We start from the raw sequence: 13,946 nt of genomic DNA, 5'->3' as shown, positions 1-13,946 counted from the left end.
AAGAGGGGCTGCGTTTCGCGGTGCGTGAGGGCGGTCGTACCGTCGGCGCCGGCGTCGTCTCCAAGATCATCGAGTAAGGCCGGCGAGGCCGCGAGGGGTTTCCTCGCGGCCCGCTTTCGTTTACTCTAGTCAATTCGCCGGTGTGCGACGCCCGCCGGCATCGGTTATAGGCCAGTAGCTCAATTGGCAGAGCAGCGGTCTCCAAAACCGCAGGTTGGGGGTTCGAGTCCCTCCTGGCCTGCCATCTGATATCGACGCCGCCGCCCTGATACAGGAGGCGGCGTAGTGTTTTTGCAGGCAGTTCATGAGTGCCAGAGCCGAAAGTCAGTCCTCGCCGCTCGATTCCCTGAAGCTGGCCGCCGCCATCGGGCTGTTCCTGCTCGGGGTGGTCGCCTTCTACTGGTTCGAGGCGCAGTCCGTGCTGTACCGGGCCATCGGGTTGATCGCGGTGGCGGCGGTGTCCATTGGCATCGCCATGTCGACCGTGCGCGGTCGGGCCGCCTGGGCCTTCGCCCGTGAATCACGTCAGGAGCTCCGGCGTGTGGTCTGGCCGACCCGCCAGGAGACGCTGCAGACGACCATGATCGTCATCGCGATGGTGCTGCTGGTCGCGGTCATGCTCTGGCTGCTGGATATGTTTTTCCTTTGGGGGGTTGAGTCCCTCGTGCGACCTGGAGGTTGATCCCTGATGGCGAAGCGCTGGTATGTGGTCCACGCCTACTCGGGGTTCGAAAACCAGGTGAAGCGCTCCCTTCAGGAGCGTGTGCGCCGGGCGGGCATGGAAGACCAGTTCGGTGAGATCCTCGTTCCCACCGAGGAGGTGGTCGAGATCAAGGACGGGCAGAAGCGGCGTAGCGAGCGGAAGTTCTTCCCCGGCTACGTGCTGGTCCAGATGGAGATGACCGACGAGACGTGGCACCTCGTGCGCAACGTGCCGCGGGTCATGGGCTTCATCGGCGGCTCCAGTGACCGTCCCGCCCCCATCTCCGAGCGCGAGGCCGAGCAGATCCTCAATCGCGTCAAGGAGGGCACCGAGAAGCCGCGGCCGAAGGTGCTCTTCGAGGTTGGCGAAGTGGTGCGCGTCATCGATGGGCCGTTCACCGACTTCAACGGCGTGGTCGAGGAGGTCAACTACGAGAAGAGCCGCCTGCGCGTTGCGGTGCTCATCTTCGGGCGCTCGACCCCCGTGGAGCTCGAGTTCAGTCAGGTCGAGAAGGGCTAGTCCGGCCGCGCGGCAGCCACCGCGCGGGCCGTTCCGGGGAGCCGGGGTAACCAGTCCGCCGGCGTCATTACCCACTATCAGGAGTCCGTCATGGCAAAGAAGGTCGAAGCCTACATCAAGCTGCAGGTGGCCGCCGGTCAGGCCAATCCGAGCCCGCCGGTGGGCCCGGCGCTGGGTCAGCACGGCGTCAACATCATGGAGTTCTGCAAGCAGTTTAATGCGCAGACCCAGGAGATGGAGCCGGGGCTGCCGACCCCGGTGGTGATCACGGTCTACAGCGACCGCAGTTTCACGTTCATCACCAAGACACCGCCGGCCCAGATCCTGCTGAAGAAGGCGGCCGGCATCAAGTCGGGCAGCGGCCAGCCCAATACCAACAAGGTGGGCAAGGTCAACCGCGAGCAGCTCGAGGAGATTGCCCGCACCAAGTGGCCGGACCTCAACGCGGCCGATATGGACGCGGCGGTGCGCACCATCGCGGGTAGCGCGCGCTCGATGGGCCTCGACGTGGAGGGGGTTTAAGCCATGGCGAAGCTGAGCAAGCGCAAGCAGATGTTCCGCGAGCGGATCGACGCGACGCGCCTGTACCAGGCCGATGAGGCGTTCGGGCTGCTCAAGGAGCTCGCCAACGCACGCTTCACCGAGTCCGTCGACGTGTCCGTCAATCTCGGTGTCGATCCGCGCAAGTCGGACCAGGTGGTCCGCGGCTCCACCGTGCTGCCCAACGGCACCGGCAAGACCGTGCGCATCGCGGTCTTCGCGCAGGGCGCGAACGCCGAGGCCGCCGAGGCGGCGGGCGCCGACGTCGTTGGCCTGGAGGATCTCGCCGAGCGCATCCAGGGCGGCGAGCTGAATTTCGACGTGGTCATCGCCACGCCGGACACCATGGGCGTCGTCGGCCGGCTTGGTCCGGTGCTGGGTCCGCGCGGCCTGATGCCGAACCCCAAGGTCGGCACGGTGACCACCGACGTGACCGAGGCGGTGCAGAACGCCAAGGCCGGTCAGGTTCGCTACCGTACGGACCGCGGCGGCCTGATCCACTGCACCCTCGGCAAGGTGGATTTCGGGGTCGATCAGCTGCGCCAGAACCTCGAGGCGCTGATCATCGACCTCAACAAGGTCAAGCCGTCCACCTCCAAGGGGACCTACCTCAAGCGGGTGACGGTCTCCACCACGATGGGTCCCGGGGTCTCGATCGACCTCGCGTCCCTGAGTGCATGAATGACGGTGCGCCGGCCCGGCCGGCGCACCCGCAAGGGTCTTGAGGCTGTCGTCGACGCGACAGCCGTCTAAGACCGCATGGTGCGCGAAAGCGCTTAAAGGCCGCGAGGCCGCCTGCGCAGACGGTGCAGCCCAGACAGGATCGACCATCCTGCGAAGGGGCCACCGTCCGGCCCGCCACGGAGCGGGCCGGGGGCGGAAACCGTCCCCGGGGTTGCCGGTCACGGCCGGCTGCCCCTTCGAACCAACCGCGTTCCAGGAGGAAAGCAATGGGACTGAGTCTGGAACAGAAAAAGCGGATGGTGCAGGAGGTTGCCAGTGTCGCCGCTGACGCCCATTCCGCCGTTGCGGCGGAGTATCGCGGGCTGAATGCCGGTGACATGGATCGGCTGCGTGTGAAGGCGCGCGAGTCCGGTGTGTACCTCAAGGTGCTCAAGAACACCCTCGCCAAGCGGGCGGTGGAGGGCACCGACTTCGAGTGCATGTCGGAGGGGCTCGAGGGCCCGCTGCTTCTTGCCTTCTCGCAGGAGGATCCCGGGTCGGCCGCTCGCGTTATCCGCGATTTCGGTAAGGAGCGCGAGCAGCTCGTGGTCAAGATGGTTGCCGTCGGCGGTGAGCGTTACGGCGCCGCCGAGCTGGAACGTCTGGCCAGTCTGCCGACCTACGACGAGGCGGTCAGCCGCCTCATGGCGACGATGCGTGCGCCGGTCCAGAAGCTTGCCACGACCCTCAACGAGGTGCCCGGCAAGCTGGTCCGTACGCTCGCTGCAGTGAAGGACGCCAAGCAGTAACGCGCGGCGCCGCTGCGATCCTGACTGTCGCTGCTGTCTGGTATTTCGACGATTACGCGTCAACGCTGAGGAGATTTGACGATGGCCGTTTCTAAGGACGATATTCTTGAGACTATTGCCTCCATGTCCGTCATGGAGGTCGTTGAGCTGATCGAGGCGATGGAAGAGAAGTTCGGCGTCACCGCCGCTGCCGCTGTCGCGGCCGCGCCGGCCGCCGGCGGTGGTGGTGAGGCCGCTGCCGAGGAAGAGCAGACCGAGTTCGACGTCGTGCTCTCCAGCTTCGGTTCCAACAAGGTTGCCGTGATCAAGGCCGTGCGCGGCGTCACCGGCCTTGGCCTGAAGGAGGCGAAGGAGGTCGTCGAGGGTGCGCCGGCCCCGGTCAAGGAAGGCGCCAGCAAGGACGAGGCCGAGGAGATCAAGGCCAAGCTGGAGGAGGCGGGTGCCTCCGTGGAGCTGAAGTAAGGGCTTGGCGATACAAGCACTTTCAGCTTGATGACGGGGAATGGCTGGCGGCCACGGGCTGCCGGCCTTTCCCTGTTTGTGTCACAGGCGGCCCAAAGCCCTGCCCATCGCGGTGGGCAGCGCTTTGGACACGCCACTGGAACCAAATCCTGGGTGAGGAAGCTCGATGGCCTACTCTTTCACCGAAAAGAAGCGCATCCGGAACGACTTTGGCAAGCAGCCGAACATCCTGGATGTCCCCTATCTCCTCGCCACTCAGATCGAGTCGTACCGTGACTTCCTGCAGCTCGAGCGCGATCCGGACGGCCGCGAGGAAGGCGGTCTGCACGGTGCGTTCAGGTCCGTGTTCCCGATCGAGAGCTACTCCGGCAGCGCGGCCCTGGAGTACGTCAGCTACCGCATCGGCGACCCGGCGTTCGACGTCAAGGAGTGCCAGCTCCGCGGGCTGACCTACGCCGCGCCGTTGCGCGTGCTCGTGCGACTGGTGATCTACGACAAGGACGCGCGCACCGTCAAGGACATCAAGGAGCAGGAAGTCTACATGGGCGAGCTGCCGTTGATGACCCGCAACGGCACCTTCGTCGTCAACGGCACGGAGCGGGTGATCGTCTCCCAGCTCCACCGCTCGCCGGGTGTGTTCTTCGATCACGACAAGGGCAAGACCCATTCCTCGGGCAAGCTGCTCTATACCGCGCGGGTCATTCCCTACCGCGGCTCGTGGCTCGATTTCGAGTTCGACCCGAAGGACTGCATCTTCGTGCGCATTGACCGCCGCCGTAAGCTGCCGGCGACGGTGCTGCTGCGTGCGCTCGGGTTCGACAACACGCAGATGCTGGACCTGTTCTTCGACAAGAACACCTACCGGTTCCGCGACGGCCGGATCGTGCTCGACCTGGTGCCGGAGCGCCTGCGCGGCGAGACCGCGGCGTTCGACATCCGCGCGGGCGAGGACGTCATCGTCGAGAGCGGCCGGCGGATCACCGCGCGCCACATCCGGCAGATGGAGAAGGCGGGGCTCACGGAGCTGGAGGTGCCGGACGACTATCTCGCCGGCAAGGTCCTCGCCCACGACGTGATCGATGCGGGCACCGGCGAGATCCTGGCCGAGGCGAACGCGGAGCTCGGCGAGGAGCTCGTCCAGCAGATGCGCGACGCCGGCGTGGAGACCTTCGACACGCTGTTCGTCAACGATCTGGACCGTGGCCCGTACATCTCCAACACCCTGCGCATCGACTCCACCCGCACCCAGCTCGAGGCGCTGGTGGAGATCTACCGGATGATGCGCCCGGGCGAGCCGCCGACCAAGGAGGCCGCGGAGAACCTGTTCGAGAACCTATTCTTCAGCGCCGACCGCTACGACCTCTCGCCGGTGGGCCGGATGAAGTTCAATCTGCGGGTCGGCCGGGACGAGGTCACCGGCGAGGGCGTGCTGGATCACAGCGACATCTTCGCGGTTCTCCACGAGCTGATCAGCATCCGCAACGGTCACGGCAGCACCGACGACATCGACCACCTCGGCAACCGCCGCGTGCGCTGTGTCGGCGAGATGGCCGAGAATGTCTTCCGCGTCGGCCTGGTGCGCGTCGAGCGTGCCGTGCGCGAGCGCCTGAGCCTGGCGGAGAGCGAGGGGCTGATGCCCCAGGAGCTGATCAACGCCAAGCCGGTGGCGGCGGCGATCAAGGAGTTCTTCGGTTCCTCGCAGCTCTCGCAGTTCATGGACCAGAACAACCCGCTCTCCGAGGTCACCCACAAGCGCCGCGTCTCGGCGCTCGGGCCGGGCGGTCTCACCCGCGAGCGGGCTGGCTTCGAGGTCCGTGACGTCCATCCGACCCACTACGGCCGGGTGTGCCCGATCGAGACCCCGGAAGGGCCGAATATCGGCCTGATCAACTCGCTCGCGGTGTACGCGCGCACCAACCGCTACGGTTTCCTCGAGACGCCTTACCGCAAGGTCGTGGACGGCCAGGTCACCAACGACGTGGACTACCTTTCCGCGATCGAGGAGTCGCGCTACATCATCGCGCAGGCCAACGCCCGCGTGGACGAGGAAGGCCGCCTGGTCGACGACCTCATCTCGATCCGCCACCAGAACGAGTTCGGCATGTCCACCCCGGACAAGGTCCAGTACATGGACGTCTCGCCGAAGCAGATCGTCTCGGTGGCTGCCTCGCTGGTGCCGTTCCTCGAGCACGACGATGGCAACCGCGCGCTCATGGGCGCGAACATGCAGCGCCAGGCCGTGCCGACCCTGCGCGCCGACAAGCCCCTGGTGGGTACCGGCATGGAGCGCTCGGTGGCGGTGGACTCCGGCGTGACGGTCTGCGCCGACCGCGGCGGCGTGGTCGAGCAGGTCGACGCTGCGCGCGTGGTGGTCCGCGTCAACGACGGGGAGACCGCACCGGGCGAGCCGGGTGTCGATATCTACAACCTCACCAAGTACACGCGCTCGAACCAGAACACCTGTCAGAACCAGAAGGTGCTGGTGCGCCCCGGTGAGGTGGTGGCCCGCGGCGACGTCCTCGCCGACGGCCCGTCCACGGACATGGGCGAGCTCGCGCTCGGGCAGAACATGCGCGTCGCGTTCATGCCCTGGAACGGCTACAACTTCGAGGACTCGATCCTCGTCTCCGAGCGGGTGGTCCAGGAGGATCGCTACACCACGATCCACATCGAGGAGCTCACCTGCGTGGCCCGGGACACCAAGCTCGGCCCGGAGGAGATCACCGCCGACATCCCGAACGTGGGCGAAGGCGCGCTCTCGCGCCTGGACGAGTCCGGCATCGTCTACATCGGCGCCGAGGTCAAGGCGGGCGACATCCTCGTGGGCAAGGTCACGCCCAAGGGCGAAACCCAGCTCACCCCTGAGGAGAAGCTGCTGCGCGCGATCTTCGGCGAGAAGGCGTCCGACGTGAAGGACACCTCGCAGCGGGTGCCCTCCGGCATGGACGGCACGGTCATCGACGTGCAGGTGTTCACCCGCGACGGCGTCGAGAAGGATCAGCGTGCGCTGTCCATCGAGTCGGATGCCCTCGCGGCGGTGCGCAAGGACCTCAACGACCAGTACCGCATCTTCGAGAACGACGCCTTTGCCCGTCTCGAGCGCCTGCTCGTGGGCAAGGTCGCGGAGGGCGGCCCGAACGGGCTGCGCGCCGGCACCGAGCTCACCGAGGAGTATCTCCGCGGCGTCGAGCGCAGCCGCTGGTTCGAGATCCGTCTGCGCGACGACGAGGTCACCCAGCAGCTCGAGAAGGTCAAGGAGCAGCTCGAGGCGCAGCGCAAGGCCTTCGATGACCGCTTCGAGGAGAAGAAGGGCAAGATCACCGCGGGCGACGACCTCGCCCCGGGTGTGCTCAAGATGGTCAAGGTCTACCTGGCCGTTCGCCGGCGTATCCAGCCCGGCGACAAGCTCGCCGGCCGTCATGGCAACAAGGGTGTGATCTCCCGAGTGGTTCCGGTCGAGGACATGCCGTTCGACGAGAACGGCGAGGCCATCGATGTGGTGCTTTCGCCGCTGGGCGTGCCCTCGCGCATGAACATCGGCCAGGTGCTCGAGACCCACCTGGGCTGGGCCGCCAAGGGCCTCGGCCGGCGTATCGGCGAGATGCTCGACGCCCAGCGCAGCGTGACCGACATCCGCGACTTCCTGGGCCGGATCTACAACCGTTCCGGCAAGCAGGAGGACCTCGACTCGCTGAGCGACGGGGAGGTGCTGGAGCTGGCGGGCAACCTCCGCGGTGGCGTGCCCATGGCCACGCCGGTGTTCGACGGTGCCAACGAGGACGACATCAAGGCGATGCTCGAGCTCGCCGGCCTGCCGACGTCCGGGCAGACGACGCTGTACGACGGGCGCACCGGCGAGGCCTTCGACCGGCCGGTGACCGTCGGCTACATGCACATCCTCAAGCTCAACCACCTGGTCGACGACAAGATGCATGCCCGTTCGACGGGGCCGTACTCGCTGGTCACCCAGCAGCCGCTCGGCGGCAAGGCCCAGTTCGGCGGCCAGCGCTTCGGCGAGATGGAGGTGTGGGCGCTGGAGGCGTACGGCGCGAGCTATACGCTCCAGGAGATGCTCACGGTCAAGTCGGACGACGTGCCGGGCCGTACCAAGATGTACAAGAACATCGTGGACGGCGATCACCGCATGGAGGCGGGCATGCCGGAGTCGTTCAACGTGCTCGTCAAGGAGATCCGGTCGCTCGGTATCGACATCGAGCTGGAGCACGACTGACGGGGCGACGGGGCCGCGGTGCGGTCCCGATGCCAGACAGCGCGCCGGCCGCCATGGGCGGCCGGCCTGAGCGGGGCGGGGTGTCCCCGCAGCGAATTTGCCAACTACAGTTGGACGGGCAGCGGTTATGAAAGACCTTCTGAATCTGTTCAAGCAGCCGGGTGCGCAGCTTGATGACTTCGACGCCATCCGCATCAGCCTGGCGTCGCCGGAGAAGATCCGGTCCTGGTCCTACGGCGAGGTCAAGAAGCCCGAGACCATCAACTACCGGACCTTCAAGCCGGAGCGCGACGGGCTGTTCTGCGCGAAGATCTTCGGCCCGGTCAAGGACTACGAGTGCCTGTGCGGCAAGTACAAGCGCCTCAAGCACCGGGGTGTGGTCTGCGAGAAGTGCGGCGTCGAGGTGACGCTGGCCAAGGTGCGCCGCGAGCGCATGGGCCACATCGACCTGGCGAGCCCGGTGGCCCACATCTGGTTCCTCAAGTCGCTGCCCTCGCGCATCGGCCTGCTTCTCGACATGACCCTGCGCGACATCGAGCGGGTGCTCTACTTCGAGGCGTTCATCGTTATCGATCCGGGCATGACGCCGCTGGAGCGCGGTCAGCTGCTCACCGACGACGGCTACCTCGACGCGGTGGAGCAGTACGGTGACGAGTTCGACGCGCGCATGGGCGCGGAGGCCGTGTTCGAGCTGCTCAAGAGCCTGGAGCTCCAGGACGAGGCGGCGCGGCTGCGCGAGGACATGGACGCGACCAATTCCGAGTCCAAGATCAAGCGGCTGTCCAAGCGGCTCAAGCTCGTGGAATCGTTCCTCGAGTCCGGCAACAAGCCCGAGTGGATGATCATGACGGTCCTGCCGGTGCTGCCGCCGGACCTGCGTCCGCTCGTGCCGCTGGACGGCGGCCGCTTCGCGACCTCGGATCTCAACGATCTCTACCGGCGCGTGATCAACCGGAACAACCGCCTCAAGCGGCTGCTCGAGCTCTCGGCGCCGGACATCATCGTGCGCAACGAGAAGCGCATGCTCCAGGAGTCCGTGGACGCGCTGCTCGACAACGGCCGCCGCGGCCGGGCGATCACCGGCACCAACCGCCGGCCGCTGAAGTCGCTGGCGGACATGATCAAGGGCAAGCAGGGGCGGTTCCGCCAGAACCTGCTGGGCAAGCGCGTGGACTATTCCGGGCGCTCCGTGATCGTGGTCGGTCCGACCCTGCGCCTGCACCAGTGCGGCCTGCCCAAGCGCATGGCGCTGGAGCTGTTCAAGCCGTTCATTTTCTCGCGCCTGCAGCGCCTGGGTCTGGCGACCACCATCAAGGCCGCCAAGAAACTGGTCGAGCGCGAGACCCCCGAGGTCTGGGACATCCTCGAGGACGTCATCCGCGAGCACCCGGTGATGCTCAACCGCGCGCCCACGCTCCACCGCCTGGGCATCCAGGCGTTCGAGCCGGTGCTCATCGAGGGCAAGGCGATCCAGCTGCACCCGCTGGTCTGCCCGGCGTTCAACGCCGACTTCGACGGCGACCAGATGGCGGTGCACGTGCCGCTGTCCATCGAGGCGCAGCTCGAGGCGCGGGCGCTGATGATGTCGTCGAACAACGTGCTCTCGCCGGCCTCCGGTGAGCCCATCATCGGGGCCTCCCAGGACATCGTGCTGGGCCTGTACTACATGACCCTGTCGCTGGTCGGGCGTCGCGGCGAGGGCATGGTGTTCTCTGATACCCAGGAGATCCACCGTGCCTACGAGAGCCGCCAGATCCAGCTCCAGGCGCGCGTGCAGGTGCGCATCCGTGAGGTCGTGCAGGACGACGACGGCAACGTCACCGAGTCCGTGCACCGGGTGGAGACCACCGCGGGCCGCGCGCTGCTCTACGACATCGTCCCCGACGGGCTGCCGTTCTCGCTGGTCGACCGGGACATGACCAAGAAGGCGATCTCCGAGGCGATCAACACCTGCTATCGCCGCCTCGGCCTCAAGGCCACCGTGGTCTTCGCCGACCAGCTGATGTACCTCGGCTTCCACATGTCCACCCGTGCCGCGGTGTCCATCGGCATGGAGGACATGGTGATCCCGCCGGAGAAGGCGGAGATCCTCGAGCGCGCCGAGGAGGAGGTGAAGGACATCGAGGAGCAGTACGCCTCGGGCCTGGTCACCAACGGCGAGCGCTACAACAAGGTCATCGACATCTGGTCGCACACCAACGACGAGGTCGCCCGCGCGATGATGGAGCGCCTCGGCAAGGAGACGGCGACCGATGCCGAGGGCAAGGAGATCGAGCAGAAATCGACCAACTCGATCTTCATGATGGCCGACTCCGGCGCCCGTGGCTCTGCCGCGCAGATCCGCCAGCTCGCCGGCATGCGCGGCCTCATGGCGAAGCCGGACGGCTCGATCATCGAGACCCCGATCACGGCGAACTTCCGCGAGGGCCTCAACGTCCTGCAGTACTTCATCTCGACCCACGGTGCCCGCAAGGGCCTCGCGGACACGGCGCTGAAGACGGCGAACTCCGGGTACCTGACCCGCCGGCTCGTGGACGTGTCCCAGGACCTGGTCGTCACCGAGGCGGACTGCGGCACCTACCGCGGCCTCAAGATGACCCCGATCATCGAGGGTGGTGACGTGGTCGAGCCCCTGCGCGAGCGGGTCCTCGGCCGGGTAGTCGCCCAGGATGTGACCCGTCCCGGAGGCACCGAGGTGGTGCTCGAGGCCGGCACACTGCTCGACGAGCTGCGTGTCGACATGCTCGAGCACGAAGGCGTCGACGAGGTCTGGGTGCGTTCGCCGATCACCTGCGAGACCCGCCACGGCGTTTGCGCGAACTGCTACGGCCGTGACCTCGCGCGCGGCCACAAGGTCAACGTCGGCGAGTCCGTCGGCGTTATCGCCGCGCAGTCCATCGGCGAGCCGGGCACGCAGCTGACCATGCGTACGTTCCACATCGGCGGCGCGGCCTCCCGTGCGGCGTCGGTGAGCAACGTCGAGGTCAAGGCGGCCGGCACTGCCCGGCTGCACAACCTCAAGACCGTGCAGCACCACTCCGGCAACCTCGTCGCCGTATCGCGCTCCGGCGAGATCACCGTCATGGACGAGTACGGCCGCGAGCGTGAGCGCTACAAGGTCCCCTACGGCGCGACCATCGCGGTGCAGGACAACGAGGCGGTGGAGGCGGGCCAGATCGTCGCGAACTGGGATCCGCATACCCATCCGATCATCACAGAGGTGAAGGGCCGGCTGAAGTTCTTCGACTTCGTCGAGGGCGTGACCGTCAACCGGGAGGTCGACGAGGTCACCGGTCTGTCCAGCCTCGTGGTCACGGATCCGAAGACCCGCGGCAACGGCGAGATCCGGCGCACCGTCGTCGACTCCAACGGCCGGCAGACCGAGGAGCGCGTGGCGCACAAGGACCTGCGGCCGATGATCAAGCTGGTGGACGAGGACGGCAACGACCTCAACCTCGCCGGCACCGACATCCCGGCACAGTACTACCTCTCGGCGGACGCCATCGTCAGTGTCGACGACAACGCAGAGGTGGACGTCGGTGACGTCATCGCCCGTATCCCGCAGGAGTCGTCCAAGACCCGTGACATCACCGGTGGTCTGCCGCGCGTGGCGGACCTCTTCGAGGCGCGCAAGCCCAAGGAGCCGGCGATCCTGGCCGAGGTCTCCGGTACCGTGTCCTTCGGCAAGGAGACCAAGGGCAAGCAGCGCCTGGTCATCACCATGCTGGACGGTGAGACCTACGAGGAGCTCATCCCGAAGTGGCGCAATGTCACCGTCTTCGAGGGCGAGCACGTGGAGAAGGGCGAGGTCATCGCCGATGGCGAGCCGAACCCCCACGATATACTCCGGCTGCTCGGTGTCACGGAGCTGGCGAGCTATATCGTCCGCGAGATCCAGGACGTCTACCGCCTGCAGGGCGTGAAGATCAACGACAAGCACATCGAGGTCATCGCCCGGCAGATGCTGCGCAAGGTCGAGATCCGGGACGCCGGCGACACCCGCTACCTGCGGGGTGAGCAGGCGGACTGGGGCCGGGTGCTCGAGGAGAACGAGCAGCTCGAGGCCCAGGGCAAGGAAGCGGCCCGTTTCGAGCCCATGCTGCTCGGCATCACCAAGGCGTCGCTGGCGACGGATTCCTTCATCTCGGCGGCCTCCTTCCAGGAGACCACCCGGGTGCTCACGGACGCCGCGACCCGCGGTGCCCGCGACGAGCTCCGTGGCCTGAAGGAGAACGTCATCGTCGGCCGCCTGATCCCGGCGGGCACCGGGTTCGCCTATCACGCGGAACGCCACCAGCGTCAGCAGCGGCCGGCAACGGAGCTGGACATGGTTCCGCCGGCGATGCCCCACCTCGGTGGCGGCGCCGTCCACGAGGGCGGCTTCCGGGACGACAGCGCGGGCGAGTAAGCGCGCTGCCACGCCCCCCGGGGAGGCCGTGTTGACACTCCCCCGGGGGGTCCATACAATTACCCACTTTCGACAGGCCGGGGGTCCCGGCCTGTCGTTCGTTTTACTATTGGAGTCAGCGTCTTATGGCAACCATCAACCAGCTGGTTCGGAAGGGGCGTAAGCACCGGGCGGCGAAGAGCAACGTCCCCGCGCTCGAGGCCTGTCCTCAGCGTCGCGGGGTGTGCACCCGCGTCTACACCACCACGCCGAAGAAGCCGAACTCGGCGCTGCGCAAGGTCGCGCGTGTCCGGCTGACCAACGGCTACGAGGTGGCGAGCTACATCGGCGGCGAGGGCCACAACCTCCAGGAGCACTCCGTGGTGCTGATCCGCGGCGGCCGTGTCAAGGACCTGCCGGGCGTGCGTTATCACACGGTGCGTGGCTCTCTCGATACCGCCGGTGTCGACAAGCGCCGCCAGGGCCGCTCCAAGTACGGCGCCAAGCGGCCCAAGAGCTGAGCGCTGAACCGTTCCTGCAGAGAGGGTGAGTTAACGCGATGCCGAGAAGAAGAGAAGTTCCCAAGCGGAAGGTCCTGCCGGATCCCAAGTTCGGCAGTGAGATGCTGACCCGCTTCGTCAATTTCATCATGCGCGACGGCAAGCGCTCGGTCGCCGAGCGGATTGTCTACGGCGCGCTTGATCGTGTCACCGCCAAGGGGCACGAGGATCCCATGGAGGTCCTCGAGACCGCGCTCGAGAACGTGCGCCCGGTCGTCGAGGTGAAGTCCCGCCGTGTCGGTGGCGCCACCTACCAGGTGCCCGTCGAGGTCCGGCCCGAGCGCCGCAATACGCTGGCGATGCGCTGGATCATCGATTCCGCACGCAAGCGGGGTGAGACCACCATGGGTCATCGTCTCGCCAACGAGCTGCTGGAGGCCGCCGACAGCCGCGGTGCAGCCGTCAAGAAGCGCGAGGATACGCATCGCATGGCGGAGGCGAACAAGGCCTTTTCGCACTTCCGCTGGTAACACGTACGGGGAATTCCGCAGTGGCACGCAAGACACCGATCGAGCGCTACCGCAACATCGGCATCATGGCGCACATCGATGCCGGCAAGACCACCGCGACCGAGCGCATCCTGTTCTACACCGGCATCTCCCACAAGATGGGCGAGGTGCACGAGGGTGCGGCGGTCATGGACTGGATGGAGCAGGAGCAGGAGCGCGGTATCACGATCACCTCTGCTGCGACCACCACGTTCTGGCGTGGCATGGACCAGCAGTATCCGGAGCACCGGATCAACATCATCGACACGCCCGGGCACGTGGACTTCACCATCGAGGTGGAGCGTTCGCTGCGTGTGCTCGACGGTGCGGTATGCGTGCTGGACGCGAACGCCGGTGTTGAGCCGCAGACGGAGACAGTGTGGCGGCAGGCGAACAAGTACAGCGTGCCGCGCATGGTGTTCGTCAACAAGATGGACAAGATGGGTGCGGACTATTACCGCTGCATCCAGATGGTGCGCGAGCGTCTCGGTGCCAACGCGGTGCCCATGCAGCTTTCCATCGGCGCGGAGGACGACTTCCAGGGCGTGGTCGACCTCGTGCGCATGAAGGCCATCTACTGGAAC

Annotated in this window: 11 protein-coding genes, 1 tRNA gene and 1 pseudogene; all 13 read left to right on the top strand. The window is 66.5% G+C overall.

What is annotated here, in order from left to right:
- Nucleotides 1-77 (top strand): annotated as a pseudogene (locus G7A99_RS11005) (elongation factor Tu); the annotation flags it as partial.
- A 91-nt stretch (nucleotides 78-168) separates the two neighbouring features.
- Nucleotides 169-244, top strand: a tRNA-Trp gene (locus tag G7A99_RS11000).
- 60 nt (nucleotides 245-304) lie between these two features.
- Nucleotides 305-682 (top strand): preprotein translocase subunit SecE, encoded by a 378-nt coding sequence (gene secE / locus G7A99_RS10995; RefSeq protein ID WP_163140184.1) that lies wholly within the window; start codon nucleotides 305-307, stop codon nucleotides 680-682.
- A gap of 6 nt (nucleotides 683-688) precedes the next feature.
- Complete coding sequence (gene nusG / locus G7A99_RS10990) at nucleotides 689-1,222, top strand: transcription termination/antitermination protein NusG (protein ID WP_018719714.1); 534 nt, start codon at nucleotides 689-691, stop codon at nucleotides 1,220-1,222.
- A gap of 90 nt (nucleotides 1,223-1,312) precedes the next feature.
- A complete protein-coding gene (gene rplK / locus G7A99_RS10985; protein WP_163140182.1) occupies nucleotides 1,313-1,744 on the top strand; it encodes a 50S ribosomal protein L11 in 432 nt (143 codons plus the stop codon).
- A 3-nt stretch (nucleotides 1,745-1,747) separates the two neighbouring features.
- On the top strand, nucleotides 1,748-2,443 hold the full coding sequence (gene rplA / locus G7A99_RS10980) for a 50S ribosomal protein L1 (RefSeq protein WP_163140180.1): 696 nt from the start codon (nucleotides 1,748-1,750) through the stop codon (nucleotides 2,441-2,443).
- Nucleotides 2,444-2,712: 269 nt separating this feature from the next.
- Complete coding sequence (gene rplJ, locus G7A99_RS10975) at nucleotides 2,713-3,234, top strand: 50S ribosomal protein L10 (RefSeq protein ID WP_018719717.1); 522 nt, start codon at nucleotides 2,713-2,715, stop codon at nucleotides 3,232-3,234.
- A gap of 81 nt (nucleotides 3,235-3,315) precedes the next feature.
- Nucleotides 3,316-3,696 carry a 50S ribosomal protein L7/L12 gene (gene rplL, locus G7A99_RS10970; protein ID WP_026321271.1) on the top strand — a complete coding sequence of 127 codons (381 nt, stop codon included), beginning with the start codon at nucleotides 3,316-3,318 and terminating at the stop codon, nucleotides 3,694-3,696.
- A 166-nt stretch (nucleotides 3,697-3,862) separates the two neighbouring features.
- Complete coding sequence (gene rpoB / locus G7A99_RS10965; protein ID WP_163140178.1) at nucleotides 3,863-7,927, top strand: DNA-directed RNA polymerase subunit beta; 4,065 nt, start codon at nucleotides 3,863-3,865, stop codon at nucleotides 7,925-7,927.
- A 127-nt stretch (nucleotides 7,928-8,054) separates the two neighbouring features.
- Nucleotides 8,055-12,335, top strand: coding sequence for a DNA-directed RNA polymerase subunit beta' (gene rpoC / locus G7A99_RS10960; protein WP_163140176.1), 4,281 nt, complete (start codon nucleotides 8,055-8,057; stop codon nucleotides 12,333-12,335).
- A 125-nt stretch (nucleotides 12,336-12,460) separates the two neighbouring features.
- Nucleotides 12,461-12,835: a 30S ribosomal protein S12 gene (gene rpsL / locus G7A99_RS10955; protein ID WP_018719721.1), complete on the top strand. Its 375-nt coding sequence runs from the start codon at nucleotides 12,461-12,463 to the stop codon at nucleotides 12,833-12,835.
- 38 nt (nucleotides 12,836-12,873) lie between these two features.
- Nucleotides 12,874-13,344, top strand: coding sequence for a 30S ribosomal protein S7 (gene rpsG / locus G7A99_RS10950; RefSeq protein ID WP_163140174.1), 471 nt, complete (start codon nucleotides 12,874-12,876; stop codon nucleotides 13,342-13,344).
- 20 nt (nucleotides 13,345-13,364) lie between these two features.
- Nucleotides 13,365-13,946 (top strand): GTP-binding protein (locus tag G7A99_RS10945; protein ID WP_163140172.1); only part of this gene is annotated, 582 nt, incomplete at its 3' end.

It is taken from the genome of Arhodomonas sp. KWT (genome assembly GCF_010993615.1).
The sequence above is the reverse complement of the archived record's forward strand: the minus strand, read 5'-3'. Positions and strand labels throughout refer to the sequence as shown.